Source organism: Streptomyces sp. NPDC007808 (assembly GCF_042868655.1).
GTDB lineage: Bacteria > Actinomycetota > Actinomycetes > Streptomycetales > Streptomycetaceae > Streptomyces.
Window position 1 is genome coordinate 319,251 of the sequence record NZ_JBIAEQ010000006.1, and the last position, 15,545, is coordinate 334,795.

Genomic DNA, 15,545 nt, shown 5'->3' on the forward strand with positions numbered 1-15,545 from the left:
TCGTTCGTCGTTCGTCGGTTTCCGCGGGGGAGCACCCTCAGAAGAGCAGGGCGGCGGCACACACCGCGAGAGCGACGGTGAGCAGGGCCGAGGCCGTGGCGTGCCGGGGGGAGAGCGCCGCGGGCTCGGCCGACGCGGCGAGGACGCGAATGCGACGGTGCGCCAGGGCCAGGAAGCCCAGCCACAGCGCGAAGCACAGGGCGCAGCCGAGCGTCCCGGCCACCGAGACACCGTCGTGCAGCGCGGTCCTCATGGCCAGCACGGCGGCCACGGTGCCGGAGAGCGTCGTACGGCGCCATGCGAGTCGGGTCCGCTCGGGCTGCAGTCCCGGGTCCCGCACGGGCTCCGCCAGAGCGTCGGGGCTCACCCCTCCCACCCGACGAGCACGACGACGACCATGGCGACGGCCACGACCGCGACCACGAGGCCGAGCACCGCGGGGAAGCGGGAGACCGGCAGGTCCTCGCCCCGGCGCATCGCCTGCTCGCAGCGCACCCAGTGATTGACCGCGCGCAGCGAGCACAGCACGCCGGCCGCGAGCAGCGCGAGCGCCAGCCCGACCCGCCAGCCCCAGCGCAGGTCCGGCAGGAACTGGTCCACCGCGAAACCGCCGCCGATGAGCGCCAGCGCGGTACGCAGCCAGGCCAGGAAGGTGCGCTCGTTCGCCAGCGAGAACCGGTAGTCGGGGGTGCCGCCCTCCTGCCGGACCCGCTGCGGTTCGAACCACAGGCGGACGTTTCGTACGAACTCGATCACACGCACGACCCTATCCGGGCGCCTGTCAGCGGGTGCGGTCGGCGCCGGTCGTCCGGTGGGCCCTGAGCCGCTCGTACGCCGCCAGCCCGTCCGGCACCCACGCCCACTCGCCCAGCCGCCGCTCCACCTCGGCCTCGGGGAGGAAGTCGTGCCAGGCGACCTCCTCGACCTGCGGATTCACGGGCAGCTCGCAACGCACCTCGTACACCGCCGACCACCATGACTGCCCGGCGCCGTCGTCGTACAGGAACTTGAACAGGTACGAGGGCCGGGGCAGGCCGCTGACCCCGAGTTCCTCCTCGGCCTCGCGCAGCGCGGCGTCGTCGTACGACTCGCCCGCGCCGACGACGCCGCCGACGAACATGTCGTACCGCGAGGGGAACACCAGCTTGGTCGGGGTGCGGCGATGTACGAAGAGACGGCCCTGCGCGTCGCGGGCCTCGATGAAGACACAGCGGTGCCGCAGGCCCCGGGCGTAGGCCTCGCCGCGCGGGGACCGGCCGATGACCCGGTCGTGTTCGTCGACGATGTCGAGGATCTCGTCAGCAGAGCTCATGGAGCCATCCAAGCAGGGCGCCTCGCGGCGGGGGCGGGGCGGGCGAGGAGTGTGCTCGGTGCGGGGGCGAGTCGGTCGGGGAGGGCGAGGTGGGCGCTCGGAGCGGGGGCGAGTCGGTCGGGGCGGGCGAGGTGTGCGCTCGGTGCGGGGGCGAGTCGGTCGGGCCGGCCGTCGGGCCGTGTCGGCCGTGCCCCGCGGCCGGGTGGCGGGGGCCGTTCCGCCGGAGGGTGAGGGCTCGGGCTGTGCCGATCCTGCCCGCTCTCGGGGGCGGAGCGCTGCGTTGCGCGGGCCGTGCGTGCCGTGGGGGGTCGAGATGCGGTGGGTGTCGGTCGATGCGTTGCGCGCGCCGTGCCCGCCGTCAGGGGTCGAACGCGGTGGGTGTCGGTCGATGCGCTGCGGGCGCCGTGCCCACCGTCAGGGGGCGAATGCGGTCGGCGTCGGTCGGTGCGCGCCGCTGCCCGGAGCGGGTGGGGTGCGCCCTTCCCGCCCGTGCGGTGAACTGCGCCGCGCTGCCCCGCGGGGCGTCCGCGGTGGTGTGTGGTCAGCGGCCGGGGCGGCTGCGCCCGCCGTGTCCGGGGTCGGGTGTGTCGTGTCCGTGCGGTGAGGTGCCCAGCGCTGCCGCAGGGCGTCCGTGCCGGTGTGCGGTCAGCCGGCCGGGACGGCTGCCGGTGCCGTGCGCGTGGCCGGCTGTGTCGCGGCGCACGGCATCGCCGGATGCATACCGAGCAGGATGATGCCCACCACGATGCCGGCGAGCCCGGCGGACTCCCATGCCAGCGCGCCCGGGTCGGCGCGCAGCCGGTCGCCGAGGAAACCGACGCCGCAGAGGATGCCGGCCAGCGGCTGGGCCGCGGTGAGGGCGGGCAGGGACATGCGCAGGGACGCCGTCTCGAACGCGCTCTGCACGAGCACCAGACCGGTGAGGCCGAGCGCCACCACGGCGTACGGCTGCCAGCCGGTCAGCACATGCGCCAGGCCGCCCTCGGCGAAACGCTGCCCGGTCACCCGCGTCAGCGCGTCCTGCACGCCGTACAGCAGGCCCGCGGCCGTCGCCAGCAGCGCGGGGGCGGAGCCGAGCCGGGAACGCTTGGCGTACGCCGTCAGCAGCAGGGCCGCGCCGACCATGACGCCGATGATCAGCCACTGGCGGAAGGGGCCGTCGGGCGCCGCCCCGCCGTGCGGCCGGCCGGCGGCGATGAACGCCGTCACCCCACCCGCGAGCAGCGCGAGGCCCGCCCAGCCCTGGCGGCCGAGGGGCTGCTTGCTCTGGCGGCGCGAGAGCGCGAGCGCGAACAGCAGGTTCGTCGCCAGCAACGGCTCGACGAGGGAGATCTCCCCCTGGCCCAGCGCCATCGCGCCGAGCGCCATGCCGACCACCATGAGTCCGATGCCGCCCAGCCAGCGCGGCACCTTCATCAGGTCGAGCAGGATCCGCGGCGACAAGAAGTCCTTCAGCGGAGCCTGCTGGGCCGCGTTCTGCTGCAGTACGAAGCCGAAGCCCAGGCAGCATGCAGCACTGACGGCGAGTATCAGGATCTGGAGCGACACGCTGCGTACCTCGATCATCCTGCCGGGCGGACGGGGATGCGGAGGGGCCGACCGTAGCGGCCCCGAACCCGGCATGCGCGTCCTGCCATCCTGCGGTGCGGTTCTACGGCCGCGCCATGACGTACGCCACACACTTTGAACAAATCCGGCATAGCGGTCACCCCGCATGTCGCAACTGCCCCATGGTTAACAATGGTTGACGCGTGTAACGCGCCGGTCGCCCTTGACGCGAACCGTTGGCTGCGGCTTTGCTGTCCGTGATCGCTTGATGACAGTCCACACTCGCCCCCCGACAGAACCCACCACGGTGCCCCCACCCCCGCCACCCCTCGGCCGCGGACGCAAGCGCGCGGCGCACGCCTTCGACGCGGCCCTCGACGACGCCGAGCTCGCCGATGCCCGCACCGCGCTTGCCCAGGGCCGATGGCAGACGGTCCGTTCGCTGCTCGCCCGGACCGGCGACGACTGGGACCGCAGGGGGCACCGCGTCACCGTCCTCGCCCAGGAGCCGTACTGCGCCCCCTGGGCCCGCGACTGGCTGCTCGCCGAACCGGAGTCCGCCGACGCCGCCGTCCTGCTGGCCCTCGCCACGGTGCGGCGCGCCCTGCGCCGCAAGGAGAAACCGGTCCGCGCCCGTGAGTCCTGCCAGGCCGCCGCCGCGCTCGCGCCCGACGACCCCACCCCGTGGCTCGGTCTGCTGATGCTGGAGTGCGCCCTGGGCGCCGAGGCGGAGGTGCGCCGCCTCTTCGCCGAGGTCCGAGCCCGGTACGCCGACCACCACCACGCCCACCACCTGCTGGTGGCCCGGCTCGCCGAGCACCGCTCCGGTACCGGTGCCGACCCGCTCCACGAGGTCTACGACTTCGCCAACGAGGCCGCCGAGCGGGCACCCGCGGACTCCCCGCTCGCGATCCTCCCGGTCATCGCCCACGCCGAGCGCTACCGCGTCCTCGCGGCGGCGGGACATGAACCCCCGGACGCGAGCGCCTCCGCGCACTGGACCGGCCGCCGGGCCCGGCAGGTGATGCGGGCCGCGTTCGACTGGTGGCTGGAGTGGGAGCAGGAAGGCCACCCCCGCCGCCTGATCGACCTGAACTACCTCGCCCACGCCAAGGTCTGCGAGGGCCGGGGCGCCGAGGCGGCCGCCCTGTTCCACCGCATCGGCCGCTACGCCACCCCGTCGCCCTGGTCCTACCCGGACCGCGATCCGTACCCCGCCTTCCGCGCCGCACGCGACACCGCGCTCGGCACGGCGTAACCCCCCCGACCGCAGTCGACCCAAGGACGGTCCCCGATGACCACGGGCAGTTCCAGCACGAGCAGAGCCGCCGCAGGCAGTGACGGCATCAGCACCTTCAAGGGGCAGGACCGCGCCCTGCGCGCCGACCGGCTGGGCACCACGGGCCTGCTCCTGTCCGTGCTCGCCGCGACGGCGCCCCTGATGGTCGTCGCGGGTGTCATGCCCACGACTTTCGGGGTGATGGGTGTCCTCGGACAGCCGCTGCTCTTCGTGATCCTCGGCATCGTCCTCGCCCTGTTCAGCGTCGGGTACGCCGAGATGAGTCGCCACGTCCACAACGCCGGCGCCTTCTACGCCTACATCTCCCGCGGCCTCGGCGGCACGGCCGGCGCGGGCGCCGCGATGGTCGCGCTCGTCGCCTACAACGCCCTCCAGGTCGGCATCTACGGCATCTTCGGCTTCGAGGTCTCGGGGCTGTTCGCCACCTACCTCGACACCGAGGTCGCCTGGTGGATACCGGCGCTGCTGGCGGTCCTCCTGGTCGGCGGCCTCGGCTGGCTGAAGATCGACCTCAACGCGCGCGTGCTCGGCGTGCTGCTGCTCATCGAGGTCGCCCTCGTCGTCGTCTTCGACGTCGCCGCGATCGCCGGTCCCGCCGAGGAGGGCCTGTCGCTGCACGCCTTCAACCCCGAGACACTCACCGGCGCCGGGATCGGCACCGCCCTGTGCTTCTGCGTCGCCGCCTTCCTCGGCTTCGAGCAGGCCCCCGTCTACGCCGAGGAGACCAGCCGCCCGCACGTCCTGGTGCCCCGCGTGATGTTCCTGGCCATCGGGGGCATCGCCGTCTTCTACACGGTCAGCTGCTGGGCGTACACCGTCGCCGCCGGCCCCTCGGCGATCGTCGGCACCGCGCAGGAGCAGAGCGCCGGGCTGCTGTTCTTCCTCACCGAGGACCTGCTCGGAACCGGCTTCACCGACGTCCTGCACGTGCTCTTCGTGACCGGCATGTTCGCGGCGATGCTCAGCTTCCACAACGTCGTCGCCCGCTACGCCTTCGCCATGGGCCGCGAGGGACTGCTGCCCGCCGCCTTCGGCCGCACCAGCGGCGCGAGCGGCGCCCCCGGCACCGGCTCCCTGCTCCAGACAGCCGTCTCCCTCGTGGTCGTCAGCGCCTTCGCGCTCACCGACGACGGGCCCGCCGGAGACCCGACGGCACCGGTCCTGCACCTGTTCACCTGGATGGGCAGCCTCGGCGCGCTGGGCGTCGCCGCCCTGATGGCCGCCGCCTCGGTCTCGGTGATCGTCTTCTTCGTCCGCCGCGGTGCCGCCGCCGCCCAGTTCTGGCGCCTGGCCGCCTCCGGGCTCGCCCTTCTCGCCCTGCTCTTCATCGTCGTCTGGACCGTCAAGGACTTCGACGTCCTCATCGGGGCCGGCCCCGGCTCGTCCCTGAGCTGGGCCCTGCCCGCCGTCATCGCCCTCGCCCTGGCCGCCGGCCTCGCCCAGGGCCTGCTGCTGCGCTCCCGCGCCCCCGAGAAACACGCCCGTATCGGGCTCGGCAACGAGGCGTTCCAGCTGGAGAAGGCGGCGCGGGAGACCCCGTAGCCCGGCGACCGCCTCCCGGTCTCTCCGAGGTCTTACGGAACGCTGACGAGCACCCGCGACTCCTGGTCCCACCCGGGTCGCGGGTGTTCGAATGGACCCGTGAACCCCGAACAGCCCGAAGCCTTCGAAGCGAAGGGCGAGGAGAAGGGCAGGCCCATCGGCCGACGCGTCCTCCTCGGCACGATCGGCCTGGGCGCCCTGGGCGTGGTCACCGCGCCCACCCTGCAACGCGGCCTTGAGTCCTTCCTCGCGAACGCGTCCGACAAGGACCCCACCGGTCTGACCGGCCTGCTGCCCAATGGCGGCGGCTTCCGCTACTACTCGGTCGCCGCCTCCGTGCCCCGCAAGGACGACCGCACCTTCCGCCTCACGGTCGACGGCCTGGTCGACCGCCCCCGCGCCTACACCCTGGCCGACCTGCGCGCCCTGCCGCAGACCCGGCTGGTGCGCGACGTCCAGTGCGTGACCGGCTGGCGCGTGCCCGAGACACCGTTCGAAGGGGTGCGCCTGTCCCGGCTCCTGGACGCCGCGGGGGTGCGCCGGGGGGCCGGTGCGGTGCGCTTCACCTGCTTCGACGGCACGTACTCCGAGAGCCTCACGCTCGACCAGGCCCGCCGCGCCGACGTCCTGGTCGCCCTGCGCATGCAGGACAAGGACCTCAGTCACGCCCACGGCGGCCCGGCCCGCCTCTACGTGGCGCCCATGTACTTCTACAAGTCCGCCAAGTGGCTCTCCGGCATCACCGTCACCCAGCACGTGCGGCCCGGCTACTGGGAGGAACGGGGCTACGACGTCGACGCCTGGGTCGGCCGCTCGAACGGACGTGACGATGAGCCTACGAGTTGACGCACCCCCCGGCCCCGTGCGCGTCCGGCGCTTCAGCCGGGCCGAGCGCTGGGTGCACCGGACGACGGCCGCGCTGATGGGCGTGTGCGTGGTGACCGCCGCCTGTCTGTACGTGCCGCAGCTCGCCGAACTGGTCGGCCGCCGCGAGCTGGTGGTCCGCATCCACGAATGGGCCGGCCTCGCCCTTCCGGGGCCCGTTCTGGCCGGGCTCGCCTCCCGCGCGTTCCGCGCCGACCTGGGGTCCCTCAACCGATTCGGCCCGCACGACCGGCGCTGGCTGCGCGCCGCGGTCCGCCGAGACAGGCGGCCCGCCTCCAGGCCGGCGGGCAAGTTCAACGCCGGGCAGAAGATCTACGCGGCCTGGATCGCCGGCGCGACGCTGGTGATGCTCGGCACCGGTCTCATGATGTGGTTCACCCATCTCACGCCCCTGGTGTGGCGTACCAGCGCGACCTTCGTCCACGACTGGCTGGCCCTCACCATCGGCATCGTCCTCGCGGGCCACATCGGCATGGCCCTGCGCGACCCGGAGGCCCGCCGGGGCATGCGGACGGGATCAGTCGGCAGGGAGTGGGCGGAACGGGAACATCCGCTCTGGCGGCCGTGAGGCGGCGGACGCGACGTCCGGCACCACACTCGGCAACGACGCCGTCTCATCGGGCGCGTCCGTGCCCGCGCCCGGCTCCGCCACCACATCGGGGACGGTGACGGTGAACGCGGCCGGCAGGCGGACCTCGGTGCCGCCGTGGCGCACGGCGACATCGGCCGGGCCCGCCCGCAGCGCCGTCGGCACGACGACCGACAGCACCAGGCGGTCACCCGACTGCGACTTCATGACCGGCGTCCCGGGCACCTCCAGCCCACCGACGCTCACGCTCGCGGCACCCAGCAGTTCGGCGTGGTCGAAGTGGGTGTCCGCCAGCTCGACCGCGACGGTCTCACCCGGCCGGACCTCGCCGTCGCCGCCCGTCTCCACCGAGGCGATCCGGTAGCCGCAGGCGGGAGGGGCGCCCGTCGGGGTCGCGAGCCGCACCCGGGCGTCGGGATGACGCCGGTGGAAGTCCAGCAGCCCGCCCAGCACGGCGTACGCGGCACGCCCCTTGCACGTGTCGACGCGACCGGCGAGAGCCGCGTGCTCCGCGGTCACCGTGTCCCAGTCACCGCCTTCGCCCTGCACCGCCAGGCAGGCGGTGGCCAGCGCGCGCAGCAACCGCCACTCCCCGTCCACCGGCTGACGGGGGATCACGCCGAGCGCGGACTCGCACTGGCTCGGGGCGCGGAGCCGGTCGTACATGCCGGCGGGGTCGGCGATGCCGTCGGAGTCGGGCGAAACGGGCCCGGGCGGAAGCCAGGGCGGGGCCTGAAGGGCGACGGTGGCGCTGCTGCTCGGGGACGGGGCGGGCGTGGCGCTCGGCGTCCTGCTCGCCGCGCCGTCGGGGCGCGCGCCCGGCGTGTCGACGGGTTCGGGGGCGCCCAACTGCCCGTTGGGCGAGGGCCGCACGGGCGGCGCCGTACCGTGGGCGGCGCCGGTGGGCAGCCCTCGGGGGTCACCGGAGGGCCCCGCGGTCACGATCGTGCCTCCGCCGCCCCGCCCGTCCGCCCTGCCGTCCCCGTCAGTGGTGAAGGCCGCGGCGGCCACCGCCACCGCTCCGACGACGAGCAGCCCCGAGATGCGCATCCCGAGGGAAACCGCCATGACGCCCCCCGATGTCCGTGCCCCCGAACGGCAGCGGCAGCCCCCGGGAGTCACCTCATCATCGGTCCGACGACGCCCGCGCGGAAGCCGGTTCCTGTGATCGTCCGTGTGAGTTCGGTCGCCGTGCACCGCGCATTCCGGACCCGCACGCCCCGAGCGCCCCTGGTGCCCCGTCGGCGCGGGGCCCGGCGGCGGCCTCGGTGAGCCGGCTGCCGCCCCGTCCGACGCGCATCATCGTGCGTCCGGCCTCCGCGACGCCGGCATGATCCATGCGACAGGCCTCAGATGATCAGCGACAGCAGCAGGACCACACCCCCGGCGACCACCGAGATGATCGTCTCCATGACGGACCAGGTCTTGATGTTCTGGCCGACGCTGAGGCCGAAGTACTCCTTCACCATCCAGAACCCGGCATCGTTGACATGGCTGAAGAACAGCGAGCCGGCGCCGATCGCCAGGACCAGCAGGGCCGCGTGGGTCGTCGACATGTCGGCCGCGAGCGGGGCGACCAGACCGGCCGCGGAGACCGTGGCCACCGTCGCCGATCCCGTGGCCAGCCGGATCGCCACCGCGATCAGCCAGGCCAGCAGCAGCGCCGGGATCGACCAGTCCTCGGAGATGTCGAGGACCATCCGGCCGACGCCCGTGTCGATCAGCGTCTGCTTGAAGCCGCCGCCCGCGCCGACGATCAGCAGGATGCCCGCGATCGGCGCGAGGCTCTTCTCGACCAGCGGCGAGACGCGCTCCTTGCTGAAGCCCGCCGGCTTGAGCAGGGTGAAGATGCCGACGAGCACCGAGACGAGCAGGGCGATCAGCGGGGAGCCGATGACGTCGAAGACCCGCTGGACGGTGTTCTCGGGGTCGTCGATCACGATGTCGACCAGCGCCTTGGAGAGCATCAGGACGACGGGGAGCAGGATCGTGCCCAGCGTGGCCCCGAAGGCAGGACGCTTGCGCGGGTCCTCGCAGACACCTTCCGCGGGGTCCTGGGCGGAGCCCCCGGCCGCGACCAGCATCCGTTCCGGCGCCGGTACGTCCACCCACCGGGCCGCGTACCGGGAGAACACCGGACCGGCGATGATCACCGTCGGTATCGCCACGAGGACGCCGAGCGCCAGCGTGACACCCAGGTCGGCGCCGACCGCGTCGATCGCGACCAGCGGCCCGGGGTGGGGCGGCACCAGGCCGTGCATCACGGACAGTCCGGCGAGGGCCGGGATGCCGATGCGCATCAGCGAGTAGTTGCCGCGCTTGGCGACCATCAGCACCACGGGGATCAGCAGGACGACGCCGACCTCGAAGAACAGCGGCAGGCCGATCACGGAGGCGATCAGCACCATCGCCCACGGCATCGAACGGCCCGCCGACCGCCCGGACCCACCCTTGTGCGGAGGGGCCTGCGCCCCCTCACCTCCCCATTTGGCGAGGATCGTGTCGACGATCTGGTCGGCGCCCCCGGAGTCGGCGAGCATCTTGCCGAGGATCGCGCCGAGGGCGATCAGCACGCCCACGCCGGCGACGGTGGTGCCGAGCCCGGTGGTGAAGCTGGCGATGACCTTGTCGAGCGGCGCCCCGGCGAGGGCGCCGAGGGCCAGCGACCCGAGGGTCAGCGACAGGAACGCGTGGAGCTTGAACCGGGTGATGAGCAGGACGATGACGGCGATGCCCGCCAGGACGGCGATGCCCAGCTGAGCGTGGCCGGCCGAGGTGATGGGCTCGACGGTGTCCGCTGCCAGCATCTCGACACTGAGTCTGGTCACGGGGGTTCCCTTGCAGTACGGGGACGGGGGAGAAGGCAGTCAGGCCGCAGAGGGCCTCAGCCGCAGAGGGCCTCGGCCGCAAAGCGCCTCGGGATCGGGCCGAGAGGCCCTCGGGTCGGGCCGGGAGGGGGCCCGCAGGGGGTCAGGGCCGCGGGGCCCCTCAGGGAGTCGGCTCGGGAAGCGCCGTCAGGGCTGCCACGGCCCGTCGGGCGATCTCCTCGGGACTGCCCACCACGTCCACCGCGACGCCCGCCTCGTCCGGCCCCAGCGGCTGGAGGGTCGCGAACTGGGAGTCGAGCAGTGCCGTGGGCATGAAGTGCCCCTGCCGATGCGACATCCGGTCCTCGATGAGCGCGCGATCGCCCGTGAGATGCAGGAAGACCACCCCGGGCGCGGCGGCCCTCAGCCGGTCTCGGTACGACCGCTTCAGCGCCGAGCAGCTGACCACTCCGCCGAGCCCCGCCCGCTCGTTCGCCCAGGCGCCGATGGCGTCCAGCCAGGGCCACCTGTCCGCGTCGTCGAGCGGGGTGCCGGCCGACATCTTGTCGATGTTGGCCCGCGGATGGAAGTCGTCGCCCTCGGCGTAGGGGACGCCGAGCCGGGCGGCGAGCAGCGCACCGATGGTGGTCTTGCCGGTGCCCGATACGCCCATGACCACGACGACCTGGGGGGAGTTCATCGCTGCCTCACTGTCTGCTGTCTTCGTCGGCACGTGATGTCGAGGCAACTGAAACCTATAGGTACGACGAATTCAAGATTCTGTGATGAATAAGTCTGACTTTTTGGGTGGGTGATCCGCCGCGTACGCTGAGTGCATGAGCACACCGGGCCGGGGGCTGCACGGCCACGTACTGGACACCCTCGGCCCCGCCATCACCGCGGGCGAGTACCCGCCGGGCAGCGTCCTGCGCACGGACGAACTGGCCCAGCGCTTCGACGTCTCCCGCTCGGTGATGCGCGAGGCGGTCCGCGTCCTGGAGTCCATGCACCTGGTCGAGTCCCGCCGCCGCGTGGGCGTGACGGTGCGCCCGGAGTCCGAGTGGAACGTCTACGACCCCCAGGTCATCCGCTGGCGCCTGGCCGGCGCGGACCGGCCCCGGCAGCTGCGCTCCCTCACCGTGCTGCGCTCGGCGGTCGAGCCGGTGGCGGCGGGCCTGGCCGCCAAGTACGCCACAGCGGACCAGTGCGCCGAACTCACCGAGTGCGCCCTCGGCATGGTCGCCCACTCACGCGGCCGACAGCTGGAGGGCTACCTCGTCCACGACATCGCCTTCCACCGCGTCATCCTCAGCGCCTCGGGCAACGAGATGTTCGCGCGCCTGGGAGACGTCGTCGCCGAGGTCCTCGCGGGCCGCACCCACCACGAGGTCATGTTCGAGGACCCCGACCCGGCCGCGGTGACCCTGCACGTCCAGGTCGCGGAGGCGGTCCGCGCGGGCGACGCGGCGCGCGCGGAACACCTGACCCGCGAGATCACGTTCGGCGCCCTCCAGGAACTGGACATCCTGGCGCCGTAGCACTACTGGCTCAGGAACTCCCCGTCCACGTACACCCACGCCCCCTCCACCCGCTCGAACCGGCTTCGCTCATGCAGCGACCCACCCCGGAACGAGGCCCGGAAGGTCACGGTCCCGGTGGTGTGGAACGCCGAACCGTCCGTCGTCCCGAGGATCTCCAGCCCCGTCCACCTCATCCCCGGATCGAGGTCCAGCCGGGCCGGGCGGGTCCGCGGATGCCAGGTCCGCACCAGATACGCCGCATCGCCCTTGACGAAGGCGCTGTACCGGGATCGCATCAGCGCCTCGGCCGTCGGCGCCGCGGCCCCCGAGTGGTAGCGGCCGCAGCACCCCTCGTAGGGCCCGGGCAGGCCGCACGGGCAGGCGCCGCCGTTCGTCGGCGCGGAAGCGGAGCGGCTGGTGGAACGGGCGGGGCGTCGGGACATGGCCACCATTGTGCCGGTACCGGGACGCATGCCGGAGGCCGCCGTCGGTACCGGGACCCATACCGCAGGCCGCCGTCGGTACCGGGTCACCGTGCCGCCCCGGTGCGTTCGCGCGGTCCCCGCAGCCACCCGCCGCGTCCCCGCACCTACCCGCCGCCCGCCGCGAACTCCGCGACGAGATCCCGCAACGGCTGCGCCGCCTGCTCGGGAGCGAGCCGGGTGTCGATGCCCAGGACCTTGATGGTTCCCAGGTGGGCGTGCGGCCCGTCGACGCGTACGGTCCGGCTCGTGGCGCCCTCCGGCCCGGGATGGACGATGGCGGCGAGCGGGGCGTCGGATGTGGTGTATCCGGCGATGTACGTGAGCAGTTGATGCCGGTTCTCGGCGCTGATGTGCTTCCCGTCGTATCCGATGTACTTGGCGTCGATGGGCAGGTAGCGCGCCGTGGGGCTCTCAAACCGCAGCAGCACGTCGGGCTTGAACGGCTGTCGGTAGGGACCGTGCTCGTCGCTCGTCCTGATGGCCCGGCCGTCGGTGACGTCCACTCTCCGGCCACCGAACTCGGCCGCCGCCCCCGCGGCCATCCGCCGCACGACGCGTTCCCAGAGCAGGTCCATCCCCAGCAGCAGACTCTTCGAGGGCAACCCCCGGTCGGTCAGCAGGTCGGTGACACCACCACCGCCCAGCACCAGTCGCGCCCAGGTGTGCGCGGCGCGGTAACGGGAGTTGAGCCGGGTGTACCGGGCACGAGCCATCAGGCCCGACGCCTTCACCTCCGGCCGGGGCCGGGGGAAGTGCTCGGCCAGGTCCCGCAGTGCCCGAGCCAGTTCGGCGTCGCTCGCCAGCGGGATCGCCGCGTGCAGTGCGGCCCCGCAGATCAGGTTCTCCCACGTGTCCAGGTGCCGTTCGAACGTCCGCACGTGCAGCCGGTCGACGGCACCGTACCGACGGGACAGCTGCGCGCGCAGGTCCAACTGCCCGCGCAGCACGGGTTGCTCCTGCTCCGTCCGTACGTACTCGCGCCGCAATCCCTCGTCCAGCAGCGCCCGGCATTCGGTGAGCAGGGCGTGCGGGACGACGCTCGCGTAGCCGGCCTTGCCCGTCAGCCATGTGCGCGGCGTCCGGTCGTGGGGCACGGGGACGTCCTGCGCGTAGCAGAGCCAGGAGATCAACCGGGCACCGGAGATGGTCATCTTCGGCGCGATGATCAGGCGTACCCGCTCCAGTCTGAGGATCCCCACCGTGGATCTGGCCTTCACGGTCCACCCGGCCGGGGTCCGCCGGAGTCGGAGCCGGTTGCCTTCGACGAGCGGAGCGAGGACCCGGCGATCCGCCTCGGTGAGTTCGTCCGGATCCAGCTGGGCGGACTGGTGTTCATCGAGCGCGACGTCCCGGAGCCCGAACCGGCGCTCACCGCTCGACGGCATCGTCCGGCTCCGCGAACTCGGCGGCGAGCGCGTTGGGCAGATCCTGGGGCGGCACCCGGGCCACCCGGCCGGTCTCCGGATCCACAAGGCTGCCCAGGACGGCCCGCAACGGCTCGGGCCTGCCCATGCCGTGATCCTCGATCTGCGGCACGATGTCGTGGTAGAAAGCCGCGCCGAGTTCGTCCTCGGAGCTGACGGGACGGTCCTCTCGCAGCAGGAACGCCTGACCGATCTGATGGTCGGCGCCGAACTCCCGGGCCAGGCGGGCGTTCAGCCCGGCGAGGAACACCGCGAGGTCGAGCGCACCCACTGAACCCTCGACCGAGTCCAGGTCGGGCGGTACCTCCAGGAACGCGAAGCGCCGCCGGATCGCCGCGTCCAGGTGACCGATGCTGCGGTCGGCGGTGTTCATGGTGCCGATGATCCGCACGTTGGACGGGATGGCGGCCTGGCGCCCGCTGATGGGCAGCGTGACCGGGATGCACCGCTTGTCGAGCTCCAGCAGCGTGACGAGCTCGCCCAGAATGCGCGGCAGGTCACCCCGGTTGATCTCGTCGATGATCAGCAGGAACGTCCGGTCGGGGGCCTTCTCGGCCGCCGCGCAGATCCGCAGGAAGATCCCCTCACGCCACTTGAGGTTCAGGCCGGCCCGGTCGGCGCTGGGTTCGGGCTTGTACCCCTCCACGAAGTCCTCGTACGCGTACGACGGATGGAAGGTCACCATGGACACATCCGTCGGTTCCGAGGCGCCGGGAGCGGGAAGCAAGCCGGCCAGCACGGACGCGCGTTCGGCGGGCGGCGCGTCGATGGCGTCCGCCCGCTCGGCGAGCGCCAGCGCGACGCTGAGGGCCAACCTGGTCTTGCCGGTGCCGGGCGGGCCGAAGAGGATCACCTGGCCCTTGTGCCTCAGTGCGTCGATGACGTCCTGGACCGCACCGGGAACCTCCACCGGCCCGGGGGAGGTGGCCTCGCGTCCGTCCCGGATGCGCCGCAGCAGTTTCTCCGGAACCTTCGCGAACGTCGGCTGCCAGGCGTTCTCGGGCGCCTCGAAGACCTGGGCATAACTCTCGTCCCAGGCCACGGGCACCTTGTGCCGGTACTCGGGGTACTCCTCGTCGTAGGTGTAACCGCCGGTGACCTCACCCAGCGCGAGGACTTCCGACTTGCCGCGATTCGCGACGATGCGGTCACCGGGTTCCAGATCGCGGTAGGCCAGCAACTGCCGGGCGAGCCGCAGATTCCCGCCGGCCGATTGCGGCCAGACGTCGTCCAGCGCCCGTTTGAGGTCGGTGTCGCTCTCGTACTCGCCGAGATCACCGATCTCGTCCCACCCGACGCGGATGTGCCGGCCCGCCCGGCACTCCTGCCAGAGGCGGCCCCCCGGCCCCGGGGCGATCTTGAGGGTGTCGCGCCGCCGCGGCTTCGGGGAGAACGCGCCGTACAGGAAGCGCATCACCTCCAGTGGGTGCCAGCCCTCGAACTCGGGCCTGCGGCGCACCAGCGCGAGGAGATCCCGGTTGGCCTGCCAGGAGCGGACGCTGCCGTAGGCCTGGTGGCCGGTCTCACCGAGCAACTCGGTGAAGTGCCGGATGTGGGACGCCGAGTAGATGGGCAGGAAGTCGTCGGGGAAATAGGTGGTCAGGGTCTTGGTGACCAGCGCTTGCCCGTACGACAGCGTCTCCAGGTCGTCGATGGCGCGGAAGTCCCCGCCCCGTACGGCCACGAACGCGGCCACGAACTCGCCGCGCACCTGTTGCCACGCCTCGTCGACGCTCGTCTTCTGCAGCGGGGCCGGCAGCCGCCACTCACCGGTGCGCCGACTGCGGTAGATGATGTGCTTGGCCGCACTGCCGCCCCGGATGCTGCCGAGGGGGTCGCTCCCGTACTCCATCAACCAGCAGAACGGCCGGCCGGCGGCCGGGGCGTGCACCGTGCCGAGCGCGTAGCGGTGCAGAGGCAGGGTCGGCCAGTCCCCGAGCGGGAAGTTCTCGACGACCTGCTGACGCGACCGCTCCGCCTGCACCAGTACGTCTGTCATCGACGCCCGGTCGAAGGTCCGGGCCGCCTGTTCCACAGTCCTGTCGTCTGCCACCGGTTCATGATCCACGCAAGGGCGGAGGCGGTGCAGGGAAACCGGGGAAAAGCCGAGGGCCCCTGATGAACAGGGGCCCT

At 72.7% G+C, this 15,545-nt stretch carries 15 protein-coding genes; 5 read left to right on the plus strand and 10 right to left on the minus strand.

The window, feature by feature from the left end; genetic code table 11:
- Positions 1 to 37: 37 nt before the first annotated feature.
- The 4 genes from ACFYNL_RS23805 to ACFYNL_RS23820 all read right to left on the minus strand — a co-directional run bounded on the left by ACFYNL_RS23805 (position 38) and on the right by ACFYNL_RS23820 (position 2,860).
- The gene (locus ACFYNL_RS23805; protein ID WP_388806753.1) at positions 38 to 367 is read right to left on the minus strand and encodes a DUF202 domain-containing protein; all 330 of its coding nucleotides are present in this window, start codon (positions 365 to 367) and stop codon (positions 38 to 40) included.
- Positions 364 to 756 (minus strand): YidH family protein, encoded by a 393-nt coding sequence (locus ACFYNL_RS23810; RefSeq protein ID WP_388806755.1) that lies wholly within the window; start codon positions 754 to 756, stop codon positions 364 to 366. The genes ACFYNL_RS23805 and ACFYNL_RS23810 overlap by 4 nt, the downstream gene beginning before the upstream one ends.
- Positions 757 to 781: 25 nt before the next feature.
- Complete coding sequence (locus tag ACFYNL_RS23815) at positions 782 to 1,312, minus strand: NUDIX hydrolase (protein WP_388806757.1); 531 nt, start codon at positions 1,310 to 1,312, stop codon at positions 782 to 784.
- Between the two features lie 645 nt (positions 1,313 to 1,957).
- The gene (locus ACFYNL_RS23820; protein ID WP_388806759.1) at positions 1,958 to 2,860 is read right to left on the minus strand and encodes a DMT family transporter; all 903 of its coding nucleotides are present in this window, start codon (positions 2,858 to 2,860) and stop codon (positions 1,958 to 1,960) included.
- A gap of 307 nt (positions 2,861 to 3,167) precedes the next feature.
- Here ACFYNL_RS23820 and ACFYNL_RS23825 point away from each other — a divergent pair, with 307 nt between their 5' ends.
- The 4 genes from ACFYNL_RS23825 (at position 3,168) to ACFYNL_RS23840 (ending at position 7,155) form a co-directional block, all read left to right on the plus strand.
- Positions 3,168 to 4,118 carry a hypothetical protein gene (locus ACFYNL_RS23825; RefSeq protein WP_388806761.1) on the plus strand — a complete coding sequence of 317 codons (951 nt, stop codon included), beginning with the start codon at positions 3,168 to 3,170 and terminating at the stop codon, positions 4,116 to 4,118.
- 36 nt (positions 4,119 to 4,154) lie between these two features.
- On the plus strand, positions 4,155 to 5,702 hold the full coding sequence (locus ACFYNL_RS23830; protein ID WP_388806763.1) for an APC family permease: 1,548 nt from the start codon (positions 4,155 to 4,157) through the stop codon (positions 5,700 to 5,702).
- Positions 5,703 to 5,801: 99 nt separating this feature from the next.
- The gene (locus ACFYNL_RS23835; RefSeq protein ID WP_388806764.1) at positions 5,802 to 6,548 is read left to right on the plus strand and encodes a molybdopterin-dependent oxidoreductase; all 747 of its coding nucleotides are present in this window, start codon (positions 5,802 to 5,804) and stop codon (positions 6,546 to 6,548) included.
- Positions 6,532 to 7,155: a cytochrome b/b6 domain-containing protein gene (locus tag ACFYNL_RS23840; RefSeq protein ID WP_388806766.1), complete on the plus strand. Its 624-nt coding sequence runs from the start codon at positions 6,532 to 6,534 to the stop codon at positions 7,153 to 7,155. Before ACFYNL_RS23835 ends, ACFYNL_RS23840 begins: the two co-directional genes overlap by 17 nt.
- On the opposite strand, the gene ACFYNL_RS23845 is transcribed toward ACFYNL_RS23840, so the two are convergent.
- The 3 genes from ACFYNL_RS23845 to ACFYNL_RS23855 all read right to left on the minus strand — a co-directional run bounded on the left by ACFYNL_RS23845 (position 7,105) and on the right by ACFYNL_RS23855 (position 10,683).
- Complete coding sequence (locus tag ACFYNL_RS23845; RefSeq protein ID WP_388806768.1) at positions 7,105 to 8,244, minus strand: hypothetical protein; 1,140 nt, start codon at positions 8,242 to 8,244, stop codon at positions 7,105 to 7,107. The genes ACFYNL_RS23840 and ACFYNL_RS23845 overlap by 51 nt on opposite strands.
- 281 nt (positions 8,245 to 8,525) lie before the next feature.
- Positions 8,526 to 10,004, minus strand: coding sequence for a GntP family permease (locus ACFYNL_RS23850; RefSeq protein ID WP_388806770.1), 1,479 nt, complete (start codon positions 10,002 to 10,004; stop codon positions 8,526 to 8,528).
- Between the two features lie 160 nt (positions 10,005 to 10,164).
- Positions 10,165 to 10,683, minus strand: a complete 519-nt coding sequence (locus ACFYNL_RS23855; protein ID WP_388806772.1) for a gluconokinase — start codon at positions 10,681 to 10,683, stop codon at positions 10,165 to 10,167.
- Positions 10,684 to 10,819: 136 nt separating this feature from the next.
- Between ACFYNL_RS23855 and ACFYNL_RS23860 the strand changes: the two genes are divergently transcribed.
- Complete coding sequence (locus tag ACFYNL_RS23860) at positions 10,820 to 11,521, plus strand: FadR/GntR family transcriptional regulator (RefSeq protein ID WP_388806773.1); 702 nt, start codon at positions 10,820 to 10,822, stop codon at positions 11,519 to 11,521.
- A gap of 2 nt (positions 11,522 to 11,523) precedes the next feature.
- Here the strand turns inward: ACFYNL_RS23860 and ACFYNL_RS23865 are convergent, their stop codons facing one another.
- The 3 genes from ACFYNL_RS23865 to ACFYNL_RS23875 form a co-directional block, all read right to left on the minus strand.
- Positions 11,524 to 11,946: a YchJ family protein gene (locus tag ACFYNL_RS23865; protein WP_388806775.1), complete on the minus strand. Its 423-nt coding sequence runs from the start codon at positions 11,944 to 11,946 to the stop codon at positions 11,524 to 11,526.
- Positions 11,947 to 12,092: 146 nt separating this feature from the next.
- Entirely contained in the window at positions 12,093 to 13,373 is a 1,281-nt protein-coding gene (locus ACFYNL_RS23870) for an McrC family protein (RefSeq protein WP_388806777.1), read from the minus strand.
- Positions 13,357 to 15,465 carry an AAA family ATPase gene (locus ACFYNL_RS23875; RefSeq protein ID WP_388806779.1) on the minus strand — a complete coding sequence of 703 codons (2,109 nt, stop codon included), beginning with the start codon at positions 15,463 to 15,465 and terminating at the stop codon, positions 13,357 to 13,359. Before ACFYNL_RS23875 ends, ACFYNL_RS23870 begins: the two co-directional genes overlap by 17 nt.
- Positions 15,466 to 15,545: the final 80 nt, after the last annotated feature.

Excerpts from the sequence above, each read along its gene's own strand:
- ACFYNL_RS23865 (WP_388806775.1), bottom strand. The coding sequence starts at position 11,946 with ATGTCCCGACGCCCCGCCCGTTCCACCAGCCGCTCCGCTTCCGCGCCG.
- ACFYNL_RS23815 (WP_388806757.1), bottom strand. The coding sequence starts at position 1,312 with ATGAGCTCTGCTGACGAGATCCTCGACATCGTCGACGAACACGACCGG.
- ACFYNL_RS23855 (WP_388806772.1), bottom strand. The coding sequence starts at position 10,683 with ATGAACTCCCCCCAGGTCGTCGTGGTCATGGGCGTATCGGGCACCGGC.
- ACFYNL_RS23845 (WP_388806768.1), bottom strand. The coding sequence starts at position 8,244 with ATGGCGGTTTCCCTCGGGATGCGCATCTCGGGGCTGCTCGTCGTCGGA.
- ACFYNL_RS23860 (WP_388806773.1), top strand. The coding sequence starts at position 10,820 with ATGAGCACACCGGGCCGGGGGCTGCACGGCCACGTACTGGACACCCTC.
- ACFYNL_RS23830 (WP_388806763.1), top strand. The coding sequence starts at position 4,155 with ATGACCACGGGCAGTTCCAGCACGAGCAGAGCCGCCGCAGGCAGTGAC.
- ACFYNL_RS23870 (WP_388806777.1), bottom strand. The coding sequence starts at position 13,373 with ATGCCGTCGAGCGGTGAGCGCCGGTTCGGGCTCCGGGACGTCGCGCTC.
- ACFYNL_RS23840 (WP_388806766.1), top strand. The coding sequence starts at position 6,532 with ATGAGCCTACGAGTTGACGCACCCCCCGGCCCCGTGCGCGTCCGGCGC.